Origin of the sequence: Micromonospora sp. DT233, assembly GCF_049841815.1 — a bacterium.
GTDB lineage: Bacteria > Actinomycetota > Actinomycetes > Mycobacteriales > Micromonosporaceae > Micromonospora.
On record NZ_JBNCLB010000001.1, the window covers coordinates 501,494 to 527,550 of the forward strand.

A 26,057-nucleotide genomic window follows, 5' to 3' on the forward strand; every position below is an offset into this window, starting at 1 on the left:
CCCGACGTCCCGGGACGCCTCCACGCTGATCGACACTTGTCGACACCTGGTGACTCAGCGGTAACCCACCGCACCACCCACGGAGGTCCACGTGCCCAGACGCCTCACCACCCTGCTCGCCACCGGCGCCCTCGCATTGCTCACCGCGCTGGGGGCGGCCTCTCCCGCCGCCGCCGTCACTCCCGACCAGAAGCTCGCCGTGCTGTCGAGCTGGACGCAGACCAGCGCCGCCAGCTACAACTCGTGGAACTCGGCCCGGCTCAACCAGGCCGCCTGGAGCGAGTACGCCTTCACCTGGTCGACCGACTACTGCTCGTCGAGCCCGGACAACCCGCTCGGCTTCAACTTCAAGCTCTCCTGCCACCGGCACGACTTCGGCTACCGCAACTACAAGGCGGTGGGGCGCTTCCCGGCCAACAAGGCCCGCCTGGACAACGCCCTCTACGCCGACCTGAAGCGGGTCTGCGCCACGTACAACGCGATCGTCCGGCCGGCCTGCAACAGCCTCGCCTGGACCTACTACGAGGCGGTCAGCGCCTTCGGCACGGTGGCCGCGGTCAAGCAGACCGACCTCGACCGCGCCGCCCGGATCAAGGCCGACGCCGAGGCCCGCGCGGCCGCCTAACCCCCACCCCGTTGGGGAATCGGCGAGCGCAGGCGATCGCAGCCGGTGGGGCGGTGGGGCTGTGGGTGATGGGGCGGCGGCGATGACGTAGGCGACTCAGCTCCAGATATGCCGAACCGCAAGTGCCTGGCCTCCCGGCCGCTCGGCTTTCCGGCGACGGCGGATCGTCCCAGCGGCGGGCCGGTGGCTCAGCAGCCGCAGCCACCACCGCAGCAGCCGCCACCGCCACCGCCGGCCGGTGCCGGACCGGCGGCGCCGGCACCGCCCCGGCCGGTCACCGCCACCGTGGAGAGCAGTTTGACGGTGTCGGCGTGGCCCTGCGGGCAGGATGCGGCCTCGCCCGCCCGCGCCATCGGACGGTTGACCTCGAAGGTGTCGCCGCAGGCGCGGCAGCGAAACTCGTACCTGGGCATGACCCAAGGGTACGACCGGTCCTGACGGGACGTCGAACATGGGTGATACTCGACAGGTGGTGGACGGCGAGGACGCATCGAGGGTTCGGCCCCTACGACCGGCCGCGCCGCCCGAGGAACCCGGCGGCCCTCCGGCTCCTATCAGGCTGCCTCGCCCCCGCCGACCGTGGCTGCGGTCGACGGCCCCCGACGAGCCCGCTCCCCGCACCCCCGAGCCGACCGAGCCCGCCTCCGCCGAGCCGACCGAGCCCGCCGAGCCCGCCTCTGCCGAGCCGACGACTGCCGAGCCGACGACGGGTGACCGGGCCGGCACCGACCCGGCCACCGGCCCGGGATCCGCCGCCGCGGCCGACACCGACACGCCGAGCCCTGCCGACGACGCCACGAAGACCGCCGCCGGGCAGACCGACGCCACGAAGACCGAGGCCACGAAGACCGACGCCACGAAGACCGACGCCGGGCAGGACGGCGAGGGCGCGAAGGACGGCGAGAGCGCGAAGGACGGGGCCGGGCGTGCCGGGGCCGCCCGGCGGCGGCGGGTGCCCTTCGCGCACGCCGTACGCATGCCTCCGCCGCGGCAGGCGGCCGTCGCCGCCGCTCGGGCCACCCGGGCCTGGTCGCGCCGCCCGAGCGGCCGGCTGGCCCTGCCCGGCCTGTTCCTGCTCGCCCTGGTCGGGGCGACCGCCGCCGCCGGCGCGCTGGTGGTGCCGGCGACCGCGCCGCAACCCCGCCCGGCCGCTGTCGACGCCACCTCCGCCCCGCCGGAGGTCAGCGCCGCGCCGTCGGGCGGCGTGCTGCCCGGCGGCTCCGCCGCCCCGCTGCCGCCCGGCACCACGCCGTTCCCCGGCACGACGGGGCTGCCCGCCGCGACCCCGGGACCGGGCGGCCAGGTGCCGGCCGGCCGGCCCGCCGACGCGCTCGCCACCTGGGCGCAGCAGATCGGGGCCAAGGCCCAGATCGCCCCGGTTGCCATGCAGGCGTACGGCTACGCCGAGCTGGTGCTCGCCCAGACCACGCCGGGCTGCCGGCTGAGCTGGACCACGCTCGCCGCCATCGGGTACGTCGAGTCGCGGCACGGCCAGGCCAACGACACCAGCCTCGGCGCGGACGGGCGGACGCTGAAGGAGATCATCGGCGATCCGCTGGACGGCAACGGCGGTCGGCAGCGGATCATGGACACCGACCGGGGGCTCTACGACCGGGACACGGTCTACGACCGGGCGATCGGGCCCATGCAGTTCATCCCCACCACCTGGCAGGAGATCGGCGCGGACGCGGACGGCGACGGCCGCCGGGACCCGCACGACATCGACGACGCCGCCCTGGCCGCCGGCAACTACCTCTGCAAGGGCGGCCGGAACCTGACCGTCTCCGGCGACTGGTGGGGCGCGATCCTGTCGTACAACGACGTGCGTCGGTACGCCCAGGACGTCTTCGACCGGGCCAACGAGTACGGATTGGCCAGTCGTAAACCGTGATCGGGTGCCGATATTTTGACGAAATGGACACTTCCGTCATGCTGCCGTTGACGGCAAGCTAGACGGGTGAAGCTGCGCGAGTGGGATGCCCGGACCGCGTCGTCCGCCGAGATCGCGTCGCTGCTGGGCACGCTCAACGCGGCGCTGGCGGCCGACCTCCCCCAGGACCCGCCCTGGCGGGACAGTCACCTGCGGGAGTACTTCTCGGAGGTGATGCCCGGCGAACGGCGGATCTCCTGGGTCGCCGAGGCCGATTCGACCAGCGAGGGCGCGCCCGGGCAGATCCTCGGCCACGTCCAGGTGTTGCTCCTCGGCGACATCGGCGTGCTGGAGGTGCTGGTGCACCCCACCGCCCGCCGCACCGGCCTGGGCCGGGAGCTGGTCCGCACCGCCGCCCGGCGGGTCTACCAGGAGGGGTTCCGGTCGATCGGGGTCGAGGTGGTCGGCGACACCGCCGGCGTGGGCTTCTACGAGGCGCTCGGCTTCACCCGGGAGTACGTCGAGACCCGCAGCGTGCTCGACCTCGCCACGGTGGACTGGTCGGCGCTGACCGGGATGGCCGCCGGCGTCGACGCGGGATACCGGGTGCGGTTCTGCCCCGGCGGCCCACCCGACGGGCTGATCGAGGCGTACACGCGGGCCAAGGCCGAGGCGCGCGACAGCGACGACGGCGAGTTGCGCCCCAGCTCGTACGACCCGCAGCGGCTGCGCGACAGCCTGGACACCCTGCACCGGCGGGGGCTGAGGCCCTACATCGTGCTGGCCACCCACGACGGCACCGGGGAGGTGGCCGGGCTGACCGAGGTGGTGGTGCCGACCCAGCACCCGACCCGCGCCGACCAGTACGACACGATCGTGGCCCAGGCCCACCAGGGCTACGGCATCGACCGGGCGATCAAGGCGCGGATGCTGCTGGAGCTGCGCTCGGCCGAGCCGGCGCTGACCGAGGTGCAGACCTGGAACGCGCAGGCCAACGAGGCGATGCTCAAGGTCAACGCCGAGCTGGGCTACCGCCCCGACCGGGAGTGGTCCGAATACAGCGTGGACGTGGCCGAGCTGGTGCACCGGCTGGACGCGCCCCGCTGACCCCGCACCGGCCGGCCGCGCCCCGCTGACCCTGCGGGGGATGGACGGCGCACCGCGCCGCACCTTAACGTTCGTTGGTTCCCGCCCGCCCATCGTGGAGGCCCTATGCGCCCGCGCCGCAGTTTCGCCGCGCTCGCGACCGCCGTTGCCGTCACCATCCCGGTCATCGGCCTCGCACCCCCTGCGGCCAGCGCCGCGCCCACCGACCTGTTCATCTCCGAGTACGTCGAGGGCTCGTCGAACAACAAGGCGATCGAGCTGTTCAACGGCACCGGCGCCCCCGTCGACCTCGCCGCCGGCGGGTACCGGCTCCAGTTGCACTTCAACGGCAGCACCACGGCGACCACGCTGGCACTGACCGGCACCGTGGCCGCGGGCGACGCGTTCGTCCTCGCCGCCGCCTCGGCGGCCCCGGCGATCCTCGCCCAGGCCGACCAGACGACCAGCGCCAGCCTCTTCAACGGCGACGACGCGATCGTGCTGCGCCGGGGCGACACCGTGCTCGACGCGATCGGCCAGGTCGGCGTCGACCCGGGCAGCGAGTGGGGCGCCGGGTCGACCAGCACCGCCGACAACACGCTGCGCCGGCTGCCCACGGTCACCTCCGGCGACACCGACCCGGCGGACGCGTTCGACCCGGCCGCCCAGTGGGCCGGCCTGGCCACCGACACCTTCGACGGGCTCGGCGCGCACACCGTCGACGGTGGCGGCCCGGTCGACCAGCCCGCCACCGTCACCTGCGGCGGGGCGCTGACCACGGCGGGGGGCACCGCCGCCAGCCGCGAGGTCACCGCCACCGACCCCGACGACACGATCGTCGACCTGGCCGTCACCGCCGTCAGCCCGGCCCCGACCACCGGGTCGATCACCCGCACGGCCCTCACCCCCGCCGACGCCGTTGGCGGCACCGCCCGCGCCACCGTCGCCACCAGCGCCGACCTGGCCGCCGGGGCGTACACGGTGACCGTGACCGCGACCGACGCCGACGGTGGCACCGCGACCTGCGCGCTGGCCGTGACGGTGACCCGGGAGCTGACCGTCGGGGAGGTGCAGGGCCCGACGACCGACGCCGAGTCCGGCCCGGCCGACCGGTCGCCGCTCGCGCCGGCCTCCGGCAACGGCACCAGCAGCATCCTGTACGACGTCCGGGGCGTGATCACCCAGCGCACCCTGGCCCGCACCTCGGCCGGGGCCGAGCAGCACGGCTTCTTCCTGCAGAGCCGCGCCGACGCCACCGACGCCGACCCGACCTCCTCCGACGGCGTCTTCGTCTTCATGGGCGCGTTCACCTCGCTGATCGGCGGCTACGTGCCGACCGTCGGCGACGAGGTGGTGCTCCGGGCGCGGGTGTCGGAGTACTACAACTTCACCCAGCTCTCCGGGGCCTCCCTGGTCCGCAAGGTCGCCTCCGGGCTGGACGTGAACGCCGTGGTCGCGGTCGACTACGCGATGCCCCCGTCCGACCTGACCGCCGCGCAGCGGTTCTGGGAACGGCACGAGGGTGCCCGGCTGCGGGTGCGCGCCGGCAGCGGCGCGGTGAGCGGGCGGGCCGTCTTCGCCTCCACCGCCGACTCGGAGACCTGGGTGGTGGACCGCGACGACCCGCTGCTGCGGCGCACCGACCCGTACGCCCGCCGGGTCTTCCGGGACTCGCATCCGCTGGACAACGATCCGAGCCGGCGCTTCGACGACGGCAACGGCCAGCGGATCCTGCTGGGCGCGATGGGCGTCAAGGCCACCGCCGGGGACAGCGCCGCGCTGCTGCCGCCGACGCGGACCTTCGACACCCTCACCGCCGACGCGTTCGGCGCGCTCTACTACTCGTTCGAGAAGTACGGCGTCCAGGTCGAGCGGGCCGCCTTCGCGGCCGGGGCCGACCCGTCGCGCAACTCCCCGCCGAAGCCGGCCGACCGGACGCGGGAGGTCGCGATCGCGACGTACAACGTGGAGAACCTCTACGACCACCGCGACGACCCGTTCGACAGCTGCGACTTCACCGGCAACGCCGGCTGCCCCGGGGTGAGCCCGCCGTTCGACTATGTGCCGGCCGGTGAGGCCGCCTACCGGGAGCACCTGACGGCGCTGGCCGACCAGATCCGCACCGACCTGCACGCGCCGGACCTGATCCTGGTCCAGGAGGCCGAGGACCAGGACATCTGCTCCGTCTCCGGGGGCGCGCTGGTCTGCGGGGACACCGACGACGCCGACGGCGCCCCGGACACCCTGCAGGACCTGGCGCTGGCCGTCGCCGCCGCCGGGGGCCCGGCTTACGCCGCCGCGTACGACCGGACCGGCGCGGACGCCCGGGGCATCACCGCCGGGTTCCTGTACCGCACCGACCGGCTGTCGCTGGCCGAGGCGACCGCCGCCGACCCGCTGCTCGGCTCCGCGCCGCAGGTGCCGTACCGGTCGGCGGGGCTGGCGTCCAACGCGGACGTGCAGAACCCGAAGGCGCTCAACGCGGTGCTGCCGGCCGACACCGACACCTCGACCGGCAAGGACGGCAACAACGTCTACACCCGGGCCCCGCAGCTCGCCAAGTTCCGGGTCAGGGTCGCGCCGGGGGCAGCCGAGTCGTACGTGCTCTGGGCGTTGAGCAACCACTTCTCGTCCGGGCCGGACAGCCGGATCGGGCAGCGCGCCGAGCAGGCCGGGTACGGTGCGGCGCTGGTCACCGCGATCCAGAACTCCGACCGCGACGCCCGGGTGGTCTACGGCGGGGACCTGAACGTCTTCCCCCGCCCCGACGACCCGATCGCCACCGGCGCGGACCCGACGCCGTCGGACCAGCTCGCCAAGCTCTACGAGGCGGGCCTGCACAACCTCTGGGACGACCTGGTCGCCGAGGTGCCGTCGTCGGCGTACTCGTACAGCTTCGAGGGGCAGGCGCAGACCCTGGACCACCTCTTCGTCAACGACGCGCTCCGCGACGACCTGTTGCAGGTGCGGGCGGCGCACATCAACGCCGACTGGCCGGCGGAGTTCACCGGGGACGGGTCGCGCGGCTCCAGCGACCACGACCCGCAGGTGGCCCGGTTCCGCTCCCAGGCGTCGCTGAGCGTGGCCGACGCGACGGTGGCCGAGGGCGACAGCGGCACCCGCCCGCTGACGTTCACCGCCACCGTGTCCCGGCCGCTCTCCCAGCCCGTGCTGATCTGCGCCGCCAGTTACGGCAGCACCGCGCAGGCCGGGTCGGACTACGACCCGTACGTCGGCTGCCGGGTCCTCGCGGCCGGGCGGACCTCGCTGACGTTCGCGGTGACCGTGCGCGGTGACCGCCGGCGGGAGGCCGACGAGAAGGTGAACCTGATAGTGGCCGGGGTGCCGGGGCTGCGCCTGGCCGACCCGCTCGCCGTGGGGACCATCTCGAACGACGACTGACCGGCTCCGGCCGACGACGGCCCGCCGCCCGGGTGCCCACCCGGACGGCGGGCCGTCTCACCTCAGGGTCAGTACCGCGTGCGGAGGAGTTGCGCCGCCTCGACCGCCCAGTAGGTCAGGATGACCTGGGCGCCGGCCCGGCGGATCGAGGTGAGCGTCTCCAGCATCACCCGCTCGCGGTCGATCCAGCCGTTCGCGGCGGCGGCCTCGACCATCGCGTACTCGCCGGAGACCTGGTAGGCGGCGACCGGGACGTCCACGGCCGCCCGGACCGCCGACACCACGTCGAGGTAGGGCAGGGCCGGCTTGACCATCACCAGATCCGCGCCCTCGGCGACGTCCAGCGCCACCTCGCGCAGGGACTCCCGCAGGTTCGCCGGGTCCTGCTGGTAGGCGCGCCGGTCGCCGTCGAGGCACGACTCCACGGCGTCGCGGAACGGGCCGAAGAAGGCGGAGGCGTACTTCGCCGCGTACGCCAGCACCGCGACGTCGGTGTGACCGGCGGCGTCCAGGGCCTTGCGGACCACGCCGACCTGGCCGTCCATCATCCCGGACGGCCCGACCATGTCGACCCCGGCGGCGGCCTGGGCCACCGCCATCTCGGCGTACGCCGCCAGCGTGGCGTCGTTGTCCACGTCGCCGTTCGGCGCCAGCAGCCCGCAGTGCCCGTGCGAGGTGAACTCGTCCAGGCAGAGGTCGCTCATCACCACGGTGGCGTCGCCGACCTCGGCGACCACGTCGGCGATGGCGACGTTGAGGATGCCGGCCGGGTCGATCCCGCCGGAGCCGCGCTCGTCGCGCGTCGTCGGGATCCCGAAGAGCATGATCCCGCCGACCCCGGCGGCGACCGCCTCGGCCGCCGCCTTGCGCAGCGAGTCCCGGGAGTGCTGGAGCACCCCCGGCAGCGAGGCGATCGCCCTCGGCTCGGTCAGCCCCTCCTTGACGAACATCGGCAGGACCAGCTCGGCCGGGTCGACGCGGGTCTCGGAGACCAGCCGCCGCACGGCTGCGGTGCGACGCAGCCGGCGGGGCCGGATCTCGGGGTACGGCATCAGGGTCTCCCTAACGACTCAGCGGAACCTCAGGGCGGTCGGCCCCTGCACCTTCGAGCCGCGGCGCTGCTTCGCCGGCATGGCGGCGAGCTTCTCGCGCAGCTCGACGGCGTAGGCGGCCAGCGCCTCCACCAGGTCGGGCACCGAGGCGTGCGCGGGCTGCACGTCGACCCGCAGGCCGAACTCCGTCGCGGTCTCCGCCGTCTTGGGCCCGATGACGGCGACGACGGTACGCGCGTGCGGCTTCCCGGCGATGCCCACCAGGTTGCGCACCGTGGACGACGAGGTGAAGAGCACCGCGTCGAACCCGCCCGACTTGATGGCGTCCCGGATCTCGGCGGGCGGCGGGGCGGCCCGGACCGTCCGGTACGCGGTCACGTCGTCGACCTCCCAGCCGCGCTCGGTGAGCCCGGCGGCGAGGGTCTCGGTGGCGATGTCGGCGCGCGGCAGCAGCACCCGGCCCACCGGGTCGAGGATCTCGTCGTGCGGGGAGAACTCGGCCAGCAGCCCCTCGGAGGACTGCTCCCCCGCCGGGACCAGCTCCGGCTGGATGCCGAACGCCCGGACCGCCTCCGCGGTGGCCTCGCCGATACAGGCGATCTTGACGCCGCCGAAGTGCCGGGCGTCCAGGCCGTGCTCGCCGAACTTCTCCCAGACCGCGCGGACGGCGTTGACCGAGGTGAAGATCACCCAGGCGTACCGGCCGTCGACCAGGCCCTTGACCGCCCGCTCCATCTGGGCGGGGGTACGCGGCGGCTCGACCGCGATGGTCGGCACCTCGCACGGGATCGCCCCGTACGCGCGCAGCCGGGCGCTCATCACGCCGGCCTGCTCCTTGGTCCGGGGGACGAGCACCTTCCAGCCGTACAGCGGCCGGTTCTCCCACCAGCTCAGCTTGTCCCGCTGGCCCACGCCCTCGCCGACGGTGAGCACCACCCGGCCGGTGAAGCCGAGCGCCGCCGCGACGAACGAGTCCACGGTCGACGTGGTCGTGTACTGGGTCTCCCCGGTGCCGTCGCCGGTCACCCCGACGCCGGTGGCGCCGTCCACCCCGGCGGCCAGCAGGCCGTCGCGGATCGCGGCCAGGTCCCCGGCGTCCACGGCGAGCGCGAGCGAGCCCCGGCCGACGGCGGCGGCCAGCGCCTCGAAGTCCAGCACGCTGACGTCCTCGACGTCGGCGGCGGTACGCACGCCGGGCAGCGGCACCCCGGCGTAGGTGGCCACGCCCTCGGCCTGGCCGACGCCCGGGACCACCTCGAAGTGCGCCGCGGTCCGGGCGACCGCCTGCACCTCCTTGATCACGGAGTCGTGGCCGAAGGGGTCGCCGGCGACCAGGTGCACCGCGTTCTGGCCGGCCCTGGCGGCGGAGATCAGCACCTTCGCCACGTCCCCCGGCACGCCCTCGGCCGGGGTGAACTGGGCGTCGGGCCTGGCCTGGGCGCGGACGGCGTCGAGGAGCGACTCGGGGACTCCCCGGTCGTACACCACCTGGTCGGCGTCGACCAGGGCGTCGTGCGCCCGGCGGGTCAGCAGGCCCGGGTCGCCGGGGCCGGCCCCGACGAACGCGATGCGGCCTACGGGCTTACGGGTGCGGGTCATTCGGTGCTCCCAAGTTCCTGGGTCCCCGGGCCGGTGTGTCCTTCTCGGCCGAGGATCGAGTCGGCGCCGAGTTCGAGGAGTTCGGCGGCGAGTGCCTTGCCGATCTCCGCCGCGTCGGCGGGCGTTCCGGTGCGGGACAGCCGGAGGTCTCGCGCGCCGTCCGGGCTGATCACCGCCCCGCGCAGGTAGATCTCGTCGCCATTCACGCCGGCGGCGTCCGAATCGGTCGGTTCGCCTTCGGCGATGACTGCGTAGGCGGCCACGGGTGCGCTGCACCCGGCCTCCAGCGTGGCCAGCAACGCCCGTTCCGCGGTGACCGCGGCCCGGGTCGGTGCGTGGTCGAGCAGCGCGAGCAGCTCGACCAGGTCCTGGTCGTCGACCCGGCACTCCACGGCCAGCGCGCCCTGGGCGGGCGCGGGCAGCATGAGCATCGGGTCGAGCGTCTCGGTGATCACGTCGGCGCGGCCGATCCGGGCCAGCCCGGCCCGCGCCAGCACGACCGCGTCGAGGTCGGCGGCCGGGCCGAGCACCCGCGCCAGGCGAGTGTCGATGTTGCCGCGGATCGGGGTGACCTCCAGTTGCAGGCCGAGCGCATGCAGCTGGGCGATGCGCCGCAGCGCCCCGGTGCCGATCCTGGCGCCGGGTGGCAGCTCGGCGAGGGTGCGCCCGCCCGTGGCGACCAGCGCGTCGCGCGGGTCCTGCCGGGCGGGCACCGCCGCGATGTGCAGCCCGGGGGCCGCCTCGGTGGGCAGGTCCTTGTAGGAGTGCACCGCGAAGTCGATCGCGTCGGCGGCGAGGGCGTCGCGCAGCGCGGAGACGAAGACGCCGACGCCGAGCCGGTGCACGGGCGCGGTCGAGCGGTCGCCGGCGGTGACCACCTCGACGAGTTCGACCTGGCGGCCGGTCGCGGCGGTGAGCGCCGCCGCGACCTGGCCGGACTGTGCCATCGCCAGCGCGCTGCCCCGGGTGCCGAGGCGCAGTGGGGCGGTCATCTCTGGCCTCCGGTGTACGGGGGTGTGTCGGTGTCGACCACGTCGGGGACGGTGCCGACCGGGGAGGTCTGCGGGACCTGGAGGTCGAACAGCTCGCGCAGCAGTGCGGCGTACTGGTCGCCGCCGGGCTCGGCGGCGAGCTGACGCACCCGCACGGTGGGCTGGTGCAGCAGCCGCTGCACCACGCGGTGCACCGTCCGGGCCACCTCGGCGCGCTGGTCGTCGCTGAGGTCGGGGCGGCGCTGGGCCAGCCGGCGCAGCTCGGCGGTGACCACGTCCTCGGCCCGGCCACGCAGCGCGGCCACGGTCGGTGCCACGTCGGCGCCGCGCAGCCAGGTGAGGAAGGACTCGACCTCGTCGGCCACGATCCGCCGGACGGCGGCCGCGTCGGCGGCGGCGGGGCCGTCGGAGAGGATGCTCGCCATCCGGTCGATGTCGATCACCTCGACGCCGGGCAGCCCCGCCACGCCGGCCTCGACGTCCCGGGGGACGGCGAGATCGAGCAGCACGAGCGGCCCCCGCTCGGGGACGCGGCCGGCCAGCGCCCGGGTGACCACCTCGCGGGTGAGGACCGGTTCGGTCGCCGCCGTGGCGGCCACTACGATGTCCACTGTGGAGAGCACGTCGGTCAGCTCGGCCATCGGCGCCGCGCCGGCCCCGTACGACTCGGCCAGCCGGACGGCCCGGTCGGCCCCCCGGTTGGTCACGGTCAGCGGCCCGGCGCCGAGCCGGGACAGCGTCGCCACGCTCAGCGCGCCCATCGCGCCGGCGCCGACCACCAGGGCCGGGCGGCCGGCGAGGTCGCCGTCGAACTGCGCGGCGGCCAGGCCGAGGGCGGCGGTGACCACGCTCTGCCCGGCCCGGTCGATCCCGGTCTCGGCGTGCGCCCGCTTGCCCACCCGCAGCGCCTGCTGCATCAGCTCGTGCAGCAGCCGGCCGGCGGAGTCGGCCCCGCTGGCCCAGTGGTACGCGTCACGGAGCTGGCCGAGAATCTGCGCCTCGCCGACCACCATCGAGTCCAGCCCGGCGGCGACCTTGAAGACGTGGTCGACGGCGGCGGCGTCGTAGTGGACGTAGAGGTGGTTGGCCAGGCTCCCGGGGGAGGCGCCGGCCTGCTCGGCGAGGACGGCGCAGATGTCGCCGAGCCCGCCGTGGAAGCCGGACACGGCGGCGTAGACCTCCACCCGGTTGCAGGTGGAGACCAGCACCGCCTCGTCCACGTACGGCTGGGCGACCAGGCGGTCCAGCATGCGGGTGAGGTCGGCTGGGGCAACTGCCAGCTGCTCCAGGATGGCGACGGGGGCGGTGCGGTAGGACGCGCCGACGACAAGCAGTTTCACGTGCCGATCGCCTCCTGGGGCTCGGGGGACGCGAGCCCGCCGGGCAGCGCGGTGAGCGCGGAGCCGCCGGTGGCGGGCAGCGCGGTCAGGGACGCCTTGCGGTGCTCGTGGAAGGACAGGATCTGAAGCTCGATGGCGAGGTCGACCTTGCGCACGTCGACCCCCTCCGGCACCGAGAGTACGCACGGTGCGAAGTTGAGGATGCTCGTCACGCCGACGGAGACCAGTTGGTCGACGACCGCCTGGGCGGCGCTGGCCGGGGTGGCGATGACGCCGATCGCGATGGGCTGCTCGGCGACGATCCGGGGCAACTCGTCGATGTGCCGCACGACCAGACCGTGGATCTCCTCGCCGACCCGCGACGGGTCCGCGTCGAGCAGCGCGGCGATCCAGAAGCCGCGGCTGGCGAAGCCGGCGTAGCCGGCCAGGGCGTGACCGAGGTTACCCACCCCGACCAGGGCGACGGCCCGCCGATGGGTGAGCCCGAGCACGATCTCGATCTGCTCGACCAGCAGGGCGACGTCGTAGCCGACCCCCCGGGTGCCGTACGAGCCGAGGTGGGACAGGTCCTTGCGGAGCTTGGCGGAGTTGACCCCGGCGGCGGCGGAGAGCGCCTCGCTGGAGACGGTCTCGTGGCCGGCCTCGGCGAGGGTGTGCAGGGCGCGCAGGTATTCCGGGAGCCGCGCGACGGTTGCCTCGGGCAGGTCGGGAAGCGCCGGTACGGCACCGGCACGGCCGGGCGTGCCAGGGTGACGGTGCTGCTGACTCATGAGACTCCGTGCCGTGCGATCCGGGGCCAGCACCAGGGGCCGGCCGCATCGGGACTCCCGCCGACGACCGAGAATGCCGGCTGCGCTAGCAGGACGCGTCGGAACTACAGAGTAGGCGCTTGTGAAGACACGCACAAATCGCGATCTTGACGATACGCGATCCGCCGCCACCTGTCCCTCCCCTCCCCCATGATCGTTGGGGCGACGCCGCGCCGCCCCATCGATTATTGCGCAATCCCGACTTCCCTCACCAATCGCGCGCTGGGCTCGCCGTCCCCGTACGCCCGCTCCGGGCTGGTCGGCGCCGCGCCCCACGGCCGAGCGCCGCGTCGCGGGGCCGGACCGCCCTCGACGCCGCCGCCGGACAGTGGCCACCGTCACCGTGACGGCCGCCACCGACGCGCCCGCTCGCACCTACGGACCGCCCGGTGAACCCGACGGTGCGGCGCGGCCGACCACCCCCGGCACCCGAGCCGCCCCGGACCCGAACCGCCCCGCACCCGACCGACCGACGGAACCGGCGGCACCGGACGGCCGGGGCGTCACAGGGTGGCCGCGAGGGTGACCGCCTCGGTGAGCGAGTCCGCCACCGGGTGACCGGACGCCCGCAACCGGGCCTCGTCGGTGAAGCCGCCGCTGTAGAGCACGGCCCGGCCGCCGACCGACTCGGCGGCCTCCGCGTCGTCGATCGAGTCCCCGATCAGCACCACCTCGTGGCCCGGCACCCCCAGCTCGGCCAGGTGGGCGGCGAGCGACTCGGCCTTGCGGCCCCCGCCGACCGTGGCGCGCAGCCCGTCCACCCGGGCGAACCGGTCGGCCAGCCCGTAGGTGTGCACGGCGGGCACCAGCTCGTCGTGGAACCACATCGACAGCAGCGACTGGCTGCCCGGCCAGGCCGCCATCGCCGCCGCCGCGTCGTCGGCCAGCGCGCAGGTGGTGAGGCCGCTGCGGTACGCGTCGTGGAAGATCCGGTCCAGCTCGCCGAACGCCTCGTCGTCGACGACCCGGCCGAGCACCTCGGCGTAGTAGTCGGCGATCGGGCGGCGGAACCGCACCCGGTGCTCGTCCACGCTGACCGTCGGCCCGCCCAGGCTGGTGAAGACGGCGTTGGTGGCCGTGATCACCAGGTCGAGGTCGTTGAGCAGGGTGCCGTTCCAGTCCCACACCAGATGGGCTCGCGTAGGGGTCATCCCCGCACGATAGGGCGCAGCGCCGGCCCGCGCGAAGCACGGACTCCCGCCCTCCCGCCGGCGCGCCTCAGAGCTGCGGGGTGGTCAGGTCCCGCACCAGCCGCTCCTCCTCCACCCGCCAGTAGCCGTGCTCCTTGCCGTCGAGCAGCACCACCGGCAGCCGGTCGCCGTACTCGCGTTCCAGCTCGACGTCGCCGGTCACGTCCCGCTCGATCCAACGGTCCCCGGTGACCGCCACCACCCGGTCGAGCGCCGCCTTGGCGTCCTCGCAGAGGTGGCAGCCGGGGCGGACGATCAGGGCGAGCCGGGCGTCACTGGACATCGGGGACCTCCGTGCGGGTGTCGGTCGACGCCGCCGGGACGGCACCGACCTGAGCTGGGTCTTGCGTACCTTGCCGATCGCCAGGTAAGTACAGCAGCGCGGCGACGAACTCGACGGCGGTGGCGCACTCGGACCGGGCCAGGTTACGGGCGCAGCGGGCGAGCAGCCCCGCCCTCGGTCACCGCGCGCCCCGGCCGCACGCCCGCCCAGTCTCCCCCGGAGCGGGGGTGCGACACGCCCGGTACCGCCGACTCCGCCACCCGCGGATGCGCGGCGGGCCCCGCCGCCCGGTGCGGGCGGAGGTGGGACCGGCCGCAGCGACCGGCCCCGCCCCGGACTCCCCTCGGTCACGCAGGGTGACAGCCGAGGGTGCGCGCGGGGCTCGGCACGGTGCCGCCGCGTCAGTCCGGACCGGGTCCGGGTCGTCCCCGCCGACGCCGCGCGGGGCCCTCGCCGCGCTCGGCCGCCACCCCGGCGGAGCCGGTCGGCGTGGTCCGCCGGGGAACTGTCGCAGGCGTCCCGCATGATGGCAGTGCCCGGCCCGGCCGCCCGCCGCCGGGCCACGCCCGAGCCGTCGCCCCGGCGACCGCTCGGGGCCGGCCGAGGCGGCCGGGGCGCGGGGTGCCGGCCCCCGCCGGGCGGCCCCCTCGAACGCCCGGCAGAAGGGGCGGTGACCTGCTCTTCCATCCGGAACAGCCCGCCGGTCGAAAGTCAACCGGCCGCGACGGACAACCGGTCCGGCGGGGGTGTGGGGAGCGGACAATACTTCCGCTCTGTGTAACTGACTTGCCACGCGCGGGTGACGTTGGCCCTATTATCACTCGGGTCGACTCACCCCATTTGCCGTGAGTTTGACACCCCTCGGCCCGAGGAGGCCCCCGTGCCTGTTAGCGCATTGGACCAGCACCTCAAGGGGATCTGCCGCCCGTCGGCATGTCCCGGAAGAGCCCTGCCCCCGCCGTGGGACCCCGTCCGTCCGGCGGCGTCCCGGCGGTCGGCGTGGGACCGGACCGGGGAGGCACGGTGACCACATTCGGCTACGCAGAGCAACCGGTTGGGCTGGCGGCGGCCCAGGCCGCCCTCAACGAACGGCTGGGTGCTGCCCGGGGCTCGGCGGCCGGCCTGTGGGGTCTTCCCCAACGCGTCGACTCGGCGTCCAGACGCCTGCGCAACCGCTCGCACCACAACGAGGCGCCGCCCCGCCCGGCCCCGCCCGGCGGCAACGGCGGCCGGCTGGCCTCGCCGGCCCGGCCGACCATGCCGGCCCAGGGCCGGCGCAGCGGCGACACGCCGCCGACGGGTGATCCGTCGACGTCCGAGACGGCGGTGCTGCCGGCGGTCTCCGGGGCAGCGCCGGACGGGCCGACCGGGGGCCCGCCGACCGGCTACCCGAGCCGGCCCGACCCCTCCGACCCAGCCACCGAGGTCTGGGCGCTGATCGAGCGCGCCCAGGCCGGCGAGGCGGAGGCCTTCGGCCTGATCTACGACCGGTACGTGGACACCGTCTTCCGCTTCGTCTACTTCCGGGTCGGCAACCGGCAACTCGCCGAGGACCTCACCTCCGACACGTTCCTGCGCGCCCTCAAGCGGATCGGCAGCTTCACCTGGCAGGGCCGTGACCTCGGGGCGTGGCTGGTCACGATCGCCCGGAACCTGGTCGCCGACCACTTCAAGTCCGGCCGCTACCGGCTGGAGGTCACCACCGGCGACGTGCTGGACGCCGACCGGGAGGACCGTGGGCCGGAGGGCAGCCCGGAGGCCGCCGTCGTCGAGCACATCACCAACGTCGCCCTGCTCACCGCCGTCAAGCAGCTCAACCCCGAGCAGCAGGAGTGCATCGTGCTGCGGTTCCTCCAGGGGTTCTCGGTCGCCGAGACGGCCCGCGCGATGGGCAAGAACGAGGGCGCGATCAAGGCGTTGCAGTACCGGGCGGTCCGGGCCCTGGCCCGGCTGCTGCCCGAAGGCTTCCAACCCTGAGCCCACCGCCCCGAGCGGGTACGGCCCGACACGACACCGGCGGGGCAGGGCCCCGCACGACGCCCCGGTGGGGACGAATCCCTCCCACCGGCGGCGGTGATCGACGCTCACCACAGTGACAGGTGTCATCCTTTGCGGTTTCGCTCCCGCCGGCCCCGTAACCCGTGCCCGGCGCGGAGCGTTTCACCGAGTGCGACCGGTGGTTGCCCCGGCGTCCTCGGGCCCCACGGCCCGGACAGCGCGGCCGGCGACGACCAACCCGTCACGTCGGCTCGTGCTGCCATCGGTCGCGGGTGACGACAGCGGCCGGCCGGCCGCGACCAGCGATAGGAGGTGCCTGCGGTGAACGGCGACCCCTTCTCCCGCCGGCGCGCCAAGCGCTTCGCGCAGCTCCTCGACGAGGCCAACGGCGGCCCCCGTCACCACGTCCGGTCCCGGGCCGACGACCAGCTCGCCGCGCTCGTCGCGGTCAGCCGGCAGCTCGGTGCCGATCCCCCGCCCGTTCACATCGACACCGGCTTCCGCACCGACCTGCGGGCGGTCCTCGTCGCCACGGCCGAGCGGGAGGGCATCGGCGACACCTCCAGCGCATCGACCGACTCCGCGCCGCTCGGCCACCGAGGCCCCGTCGCCACCGGCCCGCGCGGCCCGTTCCTGCCGGCGGCGACCGCCCGCCGGGCCCGCGCCCGGGGTGCCATCCTGGTCGGGATCGCCGCCGGCGCCATCGCCGTCTCCGGCATCTCCACCGCCAGCGAGAACGCGGTGCCGGGCGACGCCCTGTACGGCATGAAGCGCCACACGGAACGCGCCCAGCTCGCCCTGACCAACTCGGACATCAGCCGGGGTCAGCTCTTCCTCAACTTCGCCCGCATCCGGGTCGACGAGGCCGCCACCCTGCGTGGGGACCGGCTCGGCTTCGCCGCCGTCCTCGACGACATGGACTCCGACACCCGCCGCGGGGTGCGCCTGCTCACCACCGCCGCCACCCAGCACGCCGACCCGGCCGGCCTGGACGCCGTGAACACCTTCGTCGTCGAGCAGCGCCGGGCGGTCGACGCCCTGCTCGACGGGGCCACCCGGGCGGAGCGGGACCGGGTCCGCCGGTCGACCGCCCTGCTCGACGCGATCCGCAAGCGCTCCGACGCCCTGCGCGCGGCCGGTGCCTGCGGCCCACCCGCCTCCACCGGCACCGACACGCTCGGCCCGATCCCCAGGGCCTGTCCCGGCAACCGCTGATCCATCGGCGTTCCCGCGCCCCGCCGGCCACCCAGCGATTCAGCACCGTGCCCGCCGCACAGCGGGCGCGCCCTGGCCGGGGAGACGAGCAGCGCACCACACTTTTCCCTACCCCGGCCGGGTGGCCCTCCCGCCTGGCTACGCTCACTGACGTAAGGCACGCGTCGGGGTCGTCGAGCTAGGGAGGTCCCATGGCCCGCACCCGCAGGACGACGGTCAGCACCGACCGCCACGGGCACACCGCCGGCTGGGCGGAGAGCGGCGCCGCCGCCGGCACCCCGGTCCTCCCCGACCCGGCCGCCGCGGCCTTCTTCGACGTGGACAACACGATGATGCAGGGCGCATCGATCTACTGGTTCGCCCGCGGCCTCGCCGCCCGCAACTACCTCACCACCGGGGACCTGATCCGGTTCGGCTGGCAGCAGTTGCGCTTCCGGGTGCTCGCCACCGAGCACGCCGGCGACATGTCGCAGGCCAAGGAGGCCGCGCTGGCGTTCGTCGAGGGCTGGCGGGTCGAGGACGTGGAACGGCTGGCCGAGGAGATCTTCGACGAGCTGATGGCCCCCCGGATCTGGGGCGGCACCCGCCACCTCGCGCAGCGCCACCTCGACGCGGGCGAACGGGTCTGGCTGGTCAGCGCCGCGCCCGTGGAGATCGGCCGGGTCATCGCGGCCCGGCTGGGCCTGACCGGGGCGATCGGCACGGTGGCCGAGGTGCTCGACGGGGCGTACACGGGGCGGTTGGTCGGCGACCTGATGCACGGGGCCGCGAAGGCCGACGCGGTGGCCCAGCTCGCCGCCGTCGAGGGGCTCGAGCTGTCCCGCTGCTCCGCCTACAGCGACTCCGCGAACGACCTGCCGATGCTCTCCACGGTCGGGCGGGCGGTGGCGATCAACCCGGACGCCCTCCTGCTGCGGCAGGCGCGGCAGCAGGGCTGGGAGGTGCGGGACTTCCGCACCGGCCGCCGGGCGGCCAGGATCGCCGTGCCGTCGACGGCGGCGGCGGGGCTGCTGGCCGGCGCGGCCGGCGCCGGGCTGGCACTGCACCGGCGTCGCCGCTCCGCCTGACGGCCACCCGGCGGTCCCGCAGCCGGGCCCGGCCACGCGCCAGCGGCGACGACGGTCAGGGGCCGAACGGGTCGGGTCGGCGTTCCAACAGGCTGTGCAGGGTGTGCTGGATCGTCTCCCGCACCTGGTCGGCCAGGTTGAACACCACCAACGGGTCGTCGGCCGAGTCGGTGAGGTGGGCGGTCGGGATCGGCGGGCAGAACTCGATCAGCCACTTGCTCGGCAGCGGCACCATCCCCAGCGGGCCCAGCCAGGGGAACGTCGGGGTGACCGGGAAGTATGGCAGCTTGAGCAGCCGCGCCAGGGGCTTGATGTCGGCGAGCATCGGATAGATCTCCTCGCCGCCCACGATCGCCACCGGCACGATCGGGGTGCCGGTGCGCAGCGCCGCCGAGACGAAGCCGCCCCGGCCGAAACGTTGCAGCTTGTAGCGGTCGGAGTAGAGCTTTCCGACGCCCTTGAAGCCCTCGGGGAAGACGCCGACCAGCTCGCCGTTGCCGAGCAGCCGCTCGGCGTCCGGGTTGCAGGCGACGGTGCCGCCGGTCTTGCGGGCCAGCTCGGAGACCACCGGCATCCGGAACACCAGGTCCGCGCCGAGCAGCCGCAGGTAGCGGTGGGCCGGGTGCTCGTCGTGCAGGGCCGCGGCGAGGATCAGCGCGTCGAGGGCCACCGTGCCGGAGTGGTTGCCGACGACCAGCCCCGGCCCGTCCGCCGGCACGTGCTCCAGGCCGGTGACCTCGGTGCGGAACCAGTCGCGGTAGAGCAGCCGCAGCAGCGGATGGAAGACCGACTCGGTCAGCTCCGGGTCGAAGCCGAACTCGTCGACCCGGTAGTCGCCGGAGAGCCGCCGGCGCAGGAACGCCAGCCCGGAGGCGACCCGGCGGTCCCACACGTCGGCGGGCCCGTCCGGCACCGCCGACCCGGCCACCTCGGGCGGCACGTCGCGCCGGCCGTCGGCGCGCTCGCGCTCCGCCTCCGGCCCGGTCACGATCGCTCCCGCACGGCCGCGCGCACCTGCCGGATGCCGTCGAGGACGGCCTGCTCCGCCACGGCGAGCTGCTCCCGGGAGAGCACCACGCCGCCCTGGTGGGCGCGGATGAAGTCGTCGAACGCGGCGACGGTGGAGCGGGGCGTGAAGCCGTACTCCCGTTCCAGGGCGGCGGTGTCGACGACCCGGCCGTGCACGAAGAGGTCGACCTGGTCCAGGCCGTACCGGCCGAAGCCGAGGTTGCGGGCCAGCGCGGCGGCCCCGGAGAGGCCCGGCTCGAGCACCGGCACGCCCACCCGGCCGGCCCGGCGGATCGCCTGGGAGAGCGAGAGCACCCCCGGCCCCGCCACGTTGTACGTCCCCGGGTGCTCCTCGGCCACCGACCGGTGCAGCACCTCCAGCGCGTCGTCGAAGTGCACGAACTGCAACCGGGGGTCGCGCCCGAAGACGGTGGGCACGAAGGGCTGGGAGAAGTAGCGGGTGAGGGTGGTGTCGGCGGTGGAGCCGATGAACGGCGCGAAGCGCAGCACGGTGGCGGTGACGTCGGGGCGGCGGCGCCGGAAACCTCGGACGTACCCCTCGATGTCGAGGATGTCGCGGCCGAAACCGCCGCGCGGCACCTCGCGCGGCTCGGTCTCCTCGGTGAAGACGGCCGGGTCGCGGAACGACGCCCCGTAGGCGGCGGTCGACGAGCGCACCACGAGCTTGCGCAGCCGGGGGGCACGCTGGCAGGCGGCGAGGAGCTGCATGGTGCCGATGACGTTCTGTTCCTTCATCCCCGAGCGCCCACCCTGCTGCGGGTCGGGGGCGCTGGCGAGGGCCAGGTGCACCACGGCGTCGACGTCGAGGTCGGCGAGGAGGCCGCCGAGGGAGTCGAGGTCCAGCCGGACCCGCTCGACCCGGTCGAGCAGGCCGTCCAGCTCGGCGCTGGGGGCGGCGGGGTCGACGCCGATCACCCGTTCGATGCGGGTGTCGGCGGCGAGGCGGGCCGCGACGTGGGCGCCGAGGTAGCGGTTGACCCCGGTTACGACGACCACCCCCGGGGCACCTGGGGTGCCTCCGGGGGTCATGTCGCGCGCCTGGTGCGGCAGGGGAGATCGAGCCGGGTCGACCGCGGCCTGATCACCTTGAGCCTCCGAGAGTCGACTGTTGGCAAGCGAGGAGCGCCGGGCTGGGCCCGGCACCGGTCACTTGCCGAGACGGCGACGCTGGACGCGGGTCTTGCGCAGCAGCTTGCGGTGCTTCTTCTTAGCCATGCGCTTGCGGCGCTTCTTGACCACCGAGCCCATACGACGACAGCCTTTCGATGCAACGTGCGGGGCGGACCGGGTGACGCCACACGGTGGCGTCGTGGACCGCTTGCGGACAACGAACCGGACCAGCTGGCGGGCGGCGGGCGCACCGATGTGCGGTCACGGACCGGTCCAGGGTAGCCGCAGAGGCTCAGCAGGGCCAACGCGCCCCCGCCGGTGCCCGTTACGTCGCATCCGGCCGGGGGCCGGGCGCGGTCGCCCGGCGGTCAGGCGGTCTCCTGGAAGGCGCCCCGGAGGTATTCGTGCACCGCGTGCTCGGGCACCCGGAACGACCGGCCGACCCGCACGGCGGTCAACTCGCCGCTGTGCACGAGCCGGTAGACCGTCATCTTGGACACCCGCATCACCGCCGCCACCTCGGCGACGGTGAGGAACCTGACCTCCGACAGCCGTCCGTCGGACTGTGACCCGGCCATGGCTCACCGCCCATCCCATGCCCCGGCGCGTGCCGCCGGAGGCGGATGGTCCCGCCCCGGCGGGCTACGCGCGTGTTACCAGTACGGTAGCGGGACGGCTGTGACCGGCGCGATCCCTTCCTGCAACTGATCATGACCGGAGGGGCGTTTTCCCGGCCCGGCGCGCGGCTGCGGCCAGCCGGGCGGCGAGAGCGCGGACGGCGGGTGCCACGGCCCACCCGCGCGGGCCGCGCGGCCTGCGCGGGGCCTGCGCGCGGCGCGGCCTGGGCGCGGCCTGGGCGCGGGGCGGAAGGCGTCCGGTGGCTCCGACGGCGCCACCGGAGCCACCGGACGGGTGCCCTGGCCCGCTTCCGGACGCCGACCAGGGCTCCGCGCTGGGAGCGCGCCTAGTGTCGCAGGCCCGCCCGGCAGCCCCGACAGCGGTCGATCATGAACGCCGGCGGCGCGGTCAGCCGGCCGCCGAGCGGGCGTACGCGACGCACTCGTCGTGCAGCGCCGGCCACGGCTCGCCGAACACCTGCCCGGACGCCTCGTCCGGGGGCCGCCGGTCGTGCACCACCGCCTTGACGAAGGCGCGCAGCCGCTCCTCGCCGAAGCGGTCCACGAGGTGCCGCACCGCCAGGTAGCCGACGCCGTAGCTCCCGCCGACCCGCGCGGCGGAGGCGTCCTCGGCCGGCGCCAGCGCCTCCAGCCGGCCGTCCCAGCCGCCGGAGGCGAGCATCTTGCGCACCTCGGCCAGCCCCTCGTAGCGGCCGGGCGAGACCGCGCCGGTGCCCGCGTACTCGGCGATCCCCTCGACCAGCCACCACGTCGACGTGCCCGGGTAGCCGGCCTCGGGCAGCGACGCGGCGTGGGTCAGCTCGTGGCGCAGCAGGTCGTCGACGCCGGTCGCGGCGAGTCCCGCCGCGTTGAGCACCACCTCGTGGTGGCCGCCGCCGACGGTGACGGCGTACCCGCCGGTCCAGGCGGGCCGGCCGCCGCCGTACCAGCTCAGCCACTCGGCGCGGCCGGCGTAGAAGACCCGGTACCGGTCGGGCGGGCCCCCGGCGAGGGCGTAGGCGTCGGCGACCCGGGCCGCCGCCTCGGCCTTGCGCAGCAGGCCGGGCAGCTTCCCGCGCAGCGCCGGGGTGGTGGCCACGACGGTACGCGGGCCGACGGCGGCCACCAGCTCGCTGGCCTCCCACGGCCGGGTGCCGGTCTCGGCGGACTGGGACTCCTCGACGGCGACCAGGCGGGGCGTGCCGGCGACGTCCCGCCACCGGGTGCCGATCAGCACGGGGCTCGGCCGGCAGTCGGGCACCACGAAGCAGTGCTGGAAGCGGACCACCAGCCGCGACTCGTCGGGCCGGCCGGGCAGCCCCGTCGGCTGGCCGACCTGCTCGGGCCGCCAGACGGTGACCCGCAGCGCCCGCAGGGCCGCGTACCGGCGGGCCAGTGCGGGGTGGGCGGCCGGCTCGGCGACGGCGAGGAAGCCGGCCCGGTCGCCGCCGAGCAGGGCGGCGGCCTGGCGGTCGAGCTGGGCGCCGATCCGCTCGCCGAGCTGCCGCGCCGCCAGGGTCGCCGGGTCGGCCGAGGGCGTGCCAGGCCGGTCGATCGCCGCCGGGCGGCCGTCGGCCAGCAGCGCGACCGGCAGGCCGCAGGCGAGCAGGAGCACGCCGAGGGCGGCCCACAGTGGCCGGGGCCGGCGACGCCACGGCTCGCCCCAGCCGGCCAGGCCGTCCTGCTCGTCGGTCACCCGGCGAAGGTTACGACCTGCGGGGCGTTCCGGCGAGCGTCGCCACGGCCGCCCGGGGTGACGACCCGGATCGACGACCGTGGCCCGCACTTCGGCCTTGACCTGAAGCCCGGTCGAGGTCGCAGGATCTCCCGCATGGAACTCGCGCAACGAGCACACGTCCGCATCGCCCGTCCCAGCCTGGACCTCGCCGCGGCGGAACGCTTCTGGACCGACGGGCTCGGCCTGCGCGTGCTGTACCGCGCGACGGCCGGCGGGCCGGGCGAGCACGACCTGGTGATGCTGGGCTGGCCGGACGCGAGCTGGCACCTGGAGCTGGTCGGCGGGGCCGGGCTGACCGTGACACCCACCCCGACGGCGGAGGACCTGCTCGTGCTCTACCTCGACGGGCCGCTGCCCGACGAGACGGTGACGAGACTGGTACGGGCCGGCGGGACCAGGGTCGCCGCCGGCCCGTACTGGGACCGCTGGGGGATGACGTTCGCCGACCCGGACGGCTACCGACTGGTGCTGAGCACCCGGGCCTGGTCGAACGGCTGAGTCACTTCTTGGTGACCAGGGCCCGGCCGAAGAACGCCAGGTTGGTGGGGCGCTCGGCGAGCCGGCGCATCAGGTAGGCGTACCAGTCGGTGCCGTACGGCAGGTACACCCGCACGGTGTGGCCCTCGCCGACCAGCCGGGTCTGCTCCTCCGGGCGGATGCCGTAGAGCATCTGGAACTCGAAGCGGTCCGGGTCGCGGTCGAACCAGCGGGCCCGGTCCGCGCCGATGGCGATCAGGCGCGGGTCGTGGGTGGCCAGCATCGGGTAACCGGCGCCGGCCATCAGGATGTTCAGGCAGCGCACGTAGGACTTGTCCACCTCGAGGGCCGACTGGTACGCCACCGACTCCGGCTCCTTGTAGGCCCCCTTGCACAGCCGCACCCGCGACCCGGCGTACGCCAGCTCGCGGCAGTCCGACTCGGTGCGCCGCAGGTACGCCTGGAGCACCGCCCCGGTGGCCGGGAAGTCCTTGCGCAGCCGGGCCAGGGTGTCCAGCGTCGAGTCGGTGGTCTCGTGGTCCTCCATGTCCAGGGTGACCGTGGTGCCGGCCTCCTCGGCCGCCGCACAGATCGCCCGCGCGCTGTCGTACGCCAGTTGCTCGTCGAAGCGCTGACCCAGGGCGGAGAGCTTCACGCTGACCTCGGCGGCGGGGGTGAGCCCGGCGTCGCGTAGCAGGCCGAGCAGCCGCACGTACTCGTCGCGGGTGGCGGTGGCCTGCGCCGCGGTGACGGTGTCCTCGCCGAGGTTGTCGAGGGTGACCGCCAGGCCGTCGGCGACGAGTGCGCGGGTCGCGCGCAACGCGTCGTCGGTGCCGGAGCCGGCGACGAACCGGCGGACGACGTCCCGGGTGTACGGGGCCGTCTCTACGAGCCGCTCGATGCGGGGTGACCGGGAGGCGGCGAGGATGACGGAACGGAGCATGAGGCGAGCGTAACGCCACGCCCCACGACGCGACGCCGGCAGCGAGCACCCCCGCCCACCGCGACGGGCGACGGTGCCGCGTGGGACCCCCGCAGCACCGTCGTCGGCGACGTCGACGCCCCTACCCGGGGGTGTCGACGTGGCGCGGATCGGCTACAACGATGCTCGTGGAAAAACGCCCCCGCCGCCGGCTCCGGTCGGCCACCGTGCAGCTCGGCGCGCTGACCGCCCTCGCGCTCGCCCTCACCGGCTGCAACACGTCCTCCTCCGACGACGACGATGACGACGACTGCGCGATGGGCCCGGCCGACGGGGTGACCACCGTGGCGCTGGCGGCGCGCACGCCGGCGACGGCCGTCCCTCTGCGCACCGAGCCCCGGCCGGCCGCCAGCATCGTGCCGGCGCGCGGCGGCTTCGGCACCCACCTCGCCTCCTGCGGGGGCTGACGTGCGGCGCGAGGCGGCCACCCCGCGACCGGACTGGGACGCCACCGTCCGCTCGCAGGGCCTGGTGTACGTCGACACCGAGCTGCCCGACGGCGGGACGGTGTCGTACTGGGACGAGACCGCCGCGTACGTCTTCGGGCTGGAGGAGGTGCTCCGGCTGGAGGGGGCGACCGCCGAGCTGCACGCGATGTGCGTCGCCGCCGCCGAGCACGTCGTGACCACCGGCCGGTACGCCGACTTCGGCATCCCGGCGTGGGCGGCCGAGGCGGTGGCCCGGTCGCTGCGGGAGGGCCCGCCGAGCCTCTACGGCCGCTTCGACCTCTGCTACGACGGCACCTGGCCGCCGAAGCTGCTGGAGTACAACGCCGACACCCCCACCTCGCTGGTCGAGGCGAGCATCGTGCAGTGGTTCTGGTTGGAGGAGACCCGCCCCGAGGCGGACCAGTGGAACAGCCTGCACGAGCGCCTCGTCGCCGCCTGGGCCAGGATCGGTGCGGGGCTGCACGACCGGCAGGTGCACGTAGCCTGGTCGGCCGAGGAGGAGTCGGGCGAGGACCAGATCACCGCCGGGTACCTGGCCGAGACCGCCCGGCAGGCGGGGCTCGCCGCCGAGCTGATGCCGATCCAGGACATCGGCTGGGACGGCCGGCGCTTCGTCGACGCCGCCGACCGGCCGGTCACCACCTGCTTCAAGCTCTACCCGTGGGAGTGGATGCTGGCCGAGCCGTACGGGCCGCTGGCGCTGGAGCCGGGCACCCCGACCACCTGGATCGAGCCGGCCTGGAAGCTGCTGCTGTCCAACAAGGCGCTGCTGGCCGTGCTCTGGGAGCTCTACCCGGGTCACGAGTACCTGCTGCCGGCGTACCTGGACTCGCCGCGCGGCATGACCGAGTACGTGGCTAAGCCGCTGCTGGGCCGCGAGGGCGGCTCGGTGCGGATCGTCACCGCGGCCGGGGAGATCACCAACCCGAGTGACTACGGGGAGGAGGGCTTCTGCTACCAGGAGTTCCGGGCCCTGCCCTGCTTCGACGGCAACCACATGGTGCTGGGCAGCTGGATCGTCGACGGGCAGCCGGCGGGCGCCGGCATCCGGGAGAGCGCCAGCCTGATCACCGACAACTACGCCAGGTTCCTGCCGCACTACATCGACACGCCGCGCCTGTCCTGAG

The 26,057-nt window shown here is 74.8% G+C and carries 24 protein-coding genes; 10 read left to right on the plus strand and 14 right to left on the minus strand.

Annotation, left to right across the window (positions count from 1 at the left end; genetic code table 11):
- Positions 1-91 precede the first annotated feature (91 nt).
- On the plus strand, positions 92-625 hold the full coding sequence (locus ACLQ2V_RS02395; protein ID WP_425716651.1) for a phospholipase: 534 nt from the start codon (positions 92-94) through the stop codon (positions 623-625).
- A gap of 188 nt (positions 626-813) precedes the next feature.
- On the opposite strand, the gene ACLQ2V_RS02400 is transcribed toward ACLQ2V_RS02395, so the two are convergent.
- On the minus strand, positions 814-1,038 hold the full coding sequence (locus ACLQ2V_RS02400; protein WP_425716652.1) for an FmdB family zinc ribbon protein: 225 nt from the start codon (positions 1,036-1,038) through the stop codon (positions 814-816).
- Between the two features lie 38 nt (positions 1,039-1,076).
- Here ACLQ2V_RS02400 and ACLQ2V_RS02405 point away from each other — a divergent pair, with 38 nt between their 5' ends.
- From ACLQ2V_RS02405 to ACLQ2V_RS02415, 3 genes are all read left to right on the plus strand, one after another.
- Complete coding sequence (locus ACLQ2V_RS02405; RefSeq protein WP_425716653.1) at positions 1,077-2,516, plus strand: lytic murein transglycosylase; 1,440 nt, start codon at positions 1,077-1,079, stop codon at positions 2,514-2,516.
- 66 nt (positions 2,517-2,582) lie between these two features.
- Entirely contained in the window at positions 2,583-3,602 is a 1,020-nt protein-coding gene (locus ACLQ2V_RS02410; protein WP_425716654.1) for a GNAT family N-acetyltransferase, read from the plus strand.
- Positions 3,603-3,707: 105 nt separating this feature from the next.
- A complete protein-coding gene (locus tag ACLQ2V_RS02415) occupies positions 3,708-6,983 on the plus strand; it encodes a lamin tail domain-containing protein (protein WP_425716655.1) in 3,276 nt (1,091 codons plus the stop codon).
- Between the two features lie 68 nt (positions 6,984-7,051).
- Here ACLQ2V_RS02415 and hemB read toward each other — a convergent pair whose 3' ends face one another.
- The 7 genes from hemB to ACLQ2V_RS02450 all read right to left on the minus strand — a co-directional run bounded on the left by hemB (position 7,052) and on the right by ACLQ2V_RS02450 (position 14,248).
- Positions 7,052-8,035, minus strand: a complete 984-nt coding sequence (gene hemB, locus ACLQ2V_RS02420; RefSeq protein ID WP_425716656.1) for a porphobilinogen synthase — start codon at positions 8,033-8,035, stop codon at positions 7,052-7,054.
- An 18-nt stretch (positions 8,036-8,053) separates the two neighbouring features.
- Positions 8,054-9,634: a uroporphyrinogen-III synthase gene (locus ACLQ2V_RS02425; RefSeq protein ID WP_425716657.1), complete on the minus strand. Its 1,581-nt coding sequence runs from the start codon at positions 9,632-9,634 to the stop codon at positions 8,054-8,056.
- On the minus strand, positions 9,631-10,626 hold the full coding sequence (gene hemC, locus ACLQ2V_RS02430) for a hydroxymethylbilane synthase (RefSeq protein ID WP_425716658.1): 996 nt from the start codon (positions 10,624-10,626) through the stop codon (positions 9,631-9,633). The genes ACLQ2V_RS02425 and hemC overlap by 4 nt, the downstream gene beginning before the upstream one ends.
- Positions 10,623-11,966: a glutamyl-tRNA reductase gene (locus ACLQ2V_RS02435; protein WP_425716659.1), complete on the minus strand. Its 1,344-nt coding sequence runs from the start codon at positions 11,964-11,966 to the stop codon at positions 10,623-10,625. Before ACLQ2V_RS02435 ends, hemC begins: the two co-directional genes overlap by 4 nt.
- The gene (locus tag ACLQ2V_RS02440; protein WP_425716660.1) at positions 11,963-12,736 is read right to left on the minus strand and encodes a redox-sensing transcriptional repressor Rex; all 774 of its coding nucleotides are present in this window, start codon (positions 12,734-12,736) and stop codon (positions 11,963-11,965) included. The genes ACLQ2V_RS02435 and ACLQ2V_RS02440 overlap by 4 nt, the downstream gene beginning before the upstream one ends.
- A gap of 542 nt (positions 12,737-13,278) precedes the next feature.
- Positions 13,279-13,926 carry an HAD family hydrolase gene (locus ACLQ2V_RS02445; protein WP_425716661.1) on the minus strand — a complete coding sequence of 216 codons (648 nt, stop codon included), beginning with the start codon at positions 13,924-13,926 and terminating at the stop codon, positions 13,279-13,281.
- 67 nt (positions 13,927-13,993) lie between these two features.
- The gene (locus ACLQ2V_RS02450) at positions 13,994-14,248 is read right to left on the minus strand and encodes a glutaredoxin family protein (protein WP_425716662.1); all 255 of its coding nucleotides are present in this window, start codon (positions 14,246-14,248) and stop codon (positions 13,994-13,996) included.
- Positions 14,249-15,370: 1,122 nt separating this feature from the next.
- Between ACLQ2V_RS02450 and ACLQ2V_RS02455 the strand changes: the two genes are divergently transcribed.
- The 3 genes from ACLQ2V_RS02455 (at position 15,371) to ACLQ2V_RS02465 (ending at position 18,528) form a co-directional block, all read left to right on the plus strand.
- The gene (locus ACLQ2V_RS02455) at positions 15,371-16,225 is read left to right on the plus strand and encodes an ECF subfamily RNA polymerase sigma factor, BldN family (protein ID WP_425716987.1); all 855 of its coding nucleotides are present in this window, start codon (positions 15,371-15,373) and stop codon (positions 16,223-16,225) included.
- Between the two features lie 342 nt (positions 16,226-16,567).
- Positions 16,568-17,461, plus strand: a complete 894-nt coding sequence (locus ACLQ2V_RS02460; RefSeq protein WP_425716663.1) for a DUF5667 domain-containing protein — start codon at positions 16,568-16,570, stop codon at positions 17,459-17,461.
- Positions 17,462-17,652: 191 nt separating this feature from the next.
- Positions 17,653-18,528: an HAD family hydrolase gene (locus tag ACLQ2V_RS02465; protein ID WP_425716664.1), complete on the plus strand. Its 876-nt coding sequence runs from the start codon at positions 17,653-17,655 to the stop codon at positions 18,526-18,528.
- A 55-nt stretch (positions 18,529-18,583) separates the two neighbouring features.
- Here ACLQ2V_RS02465 and ACLQ2V_RS02470 read toward each other — a convergent pair whose 3' ends face one another.
- The 5 genes from ACLQ2V_RS02470 to ACLQ2V_RS02490 all read right to left on the minus strand — a co-directional run bounded on the left by ACLQ2V_RS02470 (position 18,584) and on the right by ACLQ2V_RS02490 (position 22,980).
- Positions 18,584-19,456 (minus strand): lysophospholipid acyltransferase family protein, encoded by an 873-nt coding sequence (locus ACLQ2V_RS02470; protein WP_425716988.1) that lies wholly within the window; start codon positions 19,454-19,456, stop codon positions 18,584-18,586.
- A gap of 56 nt (positions 19,457-19,512) precedes the next feature.
- Positions 19,513-20,586, minus strand: coding sequence for an NAD-dependent epimerase/dehydratase family protein (locus ACLQ2V_RS02475; protein ID WP_425716665.1), 1,074 nt, complete (start codon positions 20,584-20,586; stop codon positions 19,513-19,515).
- A gap of 117 nt (positions 20,587-20,703) precedes the next feature.
- Positions 20,704-20,805, minus strand: coding sequence for a 30S ribosomal protein bS22 (locus ACLQ2V_RS02480; RefSeq protein WP_007465623.1), 102 nt, complete (start codon positions 20,803-20,805; stop codon positions 20,704-20,706).
- A gap of 230 nt (positions 20,806-21,035) precedes the next feature.
- Positions 21,036-21,245 carry a helix-turn-helix domain-containing protein gene (locus ACLQ2V_RS02485; RefSeq protein ID WP_425716666.1) on the minus strand — a complete coding sequence of 70 codons (210 nt, stop codon included), beginning with the start codon at positions 21,243-21,245 and terminating at the stop codon, positions 21,036-21,038.
- A gap of 448 nt (positions 21,246-21,693) precedes the next feature.
- On the minus strand, positions 21,694-22,980 hold the full coding sequence (locus tag ACLQ2V_RS02490; RefSeq protein ID WP_425716667.1) for a hypothetical protein: 1,287 nt from the start codon (positions 22,978-22,980) through the stop codon (positions 21,694-21,696).
- A 135-nt stretch (positions 22,981-23,115) separates the two neighbouring features.
- Here ACLQ2V_RS02490 and ACLQ2V_RS02495 point away from each other — a divergent pair, with 135 nt between their 5' ends.
- Positions 23,116-23,520 (plus strand): VOC family protein, encoded by a 405-nt coding sequence (locus tag ACLQ2V_RS02495; RefSeq protein WP_425716668.1) that lies wholly within the window; start codon positions 23,116-23,118, stop codon positions 23,518-23,520.
- Position 23,521: 1 nt separating this feature from the next.
- On the opposite strand, the gene ACLQ2V_RS02500 is transcribed toward ACLQ2V_RS02495, so the two are convergent.
- Positions 23,522-24,442 carry a proline dehydrogenase family protein gene (locus ACLQ2V_RS02500; protein WP_425716669.1) on the minus strand — a complete coding sequence of 307 codons (921 nt, stop codon included), beginning with the start codon at positions 24,440-24,442 and terminating at the stop codon, positions 23,522-23,524.
- A 167-nt stretch (positions 24,443-24,609) separates the two neighbouring features.
- Between ACLQ2V_RS02500 and ACLQ2V_RS02505 the strand changes: the two genes are divergently transcribed.
- Complete coding sequence (locus ACLQ2V_RS02505; RefSeq protein ID WP_425716670.1) at positions 24,610-24,888, plus strand: hypothetical protein; 279 nt, start codon at positions 24,610-24,612, stop codon at positions 24,886-24,888.
- 1 nt (position 24,889) lies between these two features.
- Positions 24,890-26,056: a glutathionylspermidine synthase family protein gene (locus ACLQ2V_RS02510; protein WP_425716671.1), complete on the plus strand. Its 1,167-nt coding sequence runs from the start codon at positions 24,890-24,892 to the stop codon at positions 26,054-26,056.
- Position 26,057: the final 1 nt, after the last annotated feature.

What these genes read in the sequence shown, in the direction of transcription:
- hemB (WP_425716656.1), bottom strand. Translation starts at nt 8,035, where the DNA reads ATGCCGTACCCCGAGATCCGGCCCCGCCGGCTGCGTCGCACCGCAGCC.
- ACLQ2V_RS02465 (WP_425716664.1), top strand. Translation starts at nt 17,653, where the DNA reads ATGGCCCGCACCCGCAGGACGACGGTCAGCACCGACCGCCACGGGCAC.
- ACLQ2V_RS02450 (WP_425716662.1), bottom strand. Translation starts at nt 14,248, where the DNA reads ATGTCCAGTGACGCCCGGCTCGCCCTGATCGTCCGCCCCGGCTGCCAC.
- ACLQ2V_RS02495 (WP_425716668.1), top strand. Translation starts at nt 23,116, where the DNA reads ATGGAACTCGCGCAACGAGCACACGTCCGCATCGCCCGTCCCAGCCTG.
- ACLQ2V_RS02485 (WP_425716666.1), bottom strand. Translation starts at nt 21,245, where the DNA reads ATGGCCGGGTCACAGTCCGACGGACGGCTGTCGGAGGTCAGGTTCCTC.
- ACLQ2V_RS02415 (WP_425716655.1), top strand. Translation starts at nt 3,708, where the DNA reads ATGCGCCCGCGCCGCAGTTTCGCCGCGCTCGCGACCGCCGTTGCCGTC.
- ACLQ2V_RS02480 (WP_007465623.1), bottom strand. Translation starts at nt 20,805, where the DNA reads ATGGGCTCGGTGGTCAAGAAGCGCCGCAAGCGCATGGCTAAGAAGAAG.
- ACLQ2V_RS02500 (WP_425716669.1), bottom strand. Translation starts at nt 24,442, where the DNA reads ATGCTCCGTTCCGTCATCCTCGCCGCCTCCCGGTCACCCCGCATCGAG.
- ACLQ2V_RS02445 (WP_425716661.1), bottom strand. Translation starts at nt 13,926, where the DNA reads ATGACCCCTACGCGAGCCCATCTGGTGTGGGACTGGAACGGCACCCTG.
- ACLQ2V_RS02405 (WP_425716653.1), top strand. Translation starts at nt 1,077, where the DNA reads ATGGGTGATACTCGACAGGTGGTGGACGGCGAGGACGCATCGAGGGTT.
- ACLQ2V_RS02475 (WP_425716665.1), bottom strand. Translation starts at nt 20,586, where the DNA reads ATGACCCCCGGAGGCACCCCAGGTGCCCCGGGGGTGGTCGTCGTAACC.
- ACLQ2V_RS02425 (WP_425716657.1), bottom strand. Translation starts at nt 9,634, where the DNA reads ATGACCCGCACCCGTAAGCCCGTAGGCCGCATCGCGTTCGTCGGGGCC.
- ACLQ2V_RS02400 (WP_425716652.1), bottom strand. Translation starts at nt 1,038, where the DNA reads ATGCCCAGGTACGAGTTTCGCTGCCGCGCCTGCGGCGACACCTTCGAG.
- ACLQ2V_RS02440 (WP_425716660.1), bottom strand. Translation starts at nt 12,736, where the DNA reads ATGAGTCAGCAGCACCGTCACCCTGGCACGCCCGGCCGTGCCGGTGCC.
- hemC (WP_425716658.1), bottom strand. Translation starts at nt 10,626, where the DNA reads ATGACCGCCCCACTGCGCCTCGGCACCCGGGGCAGCGCGCTGGCGATG.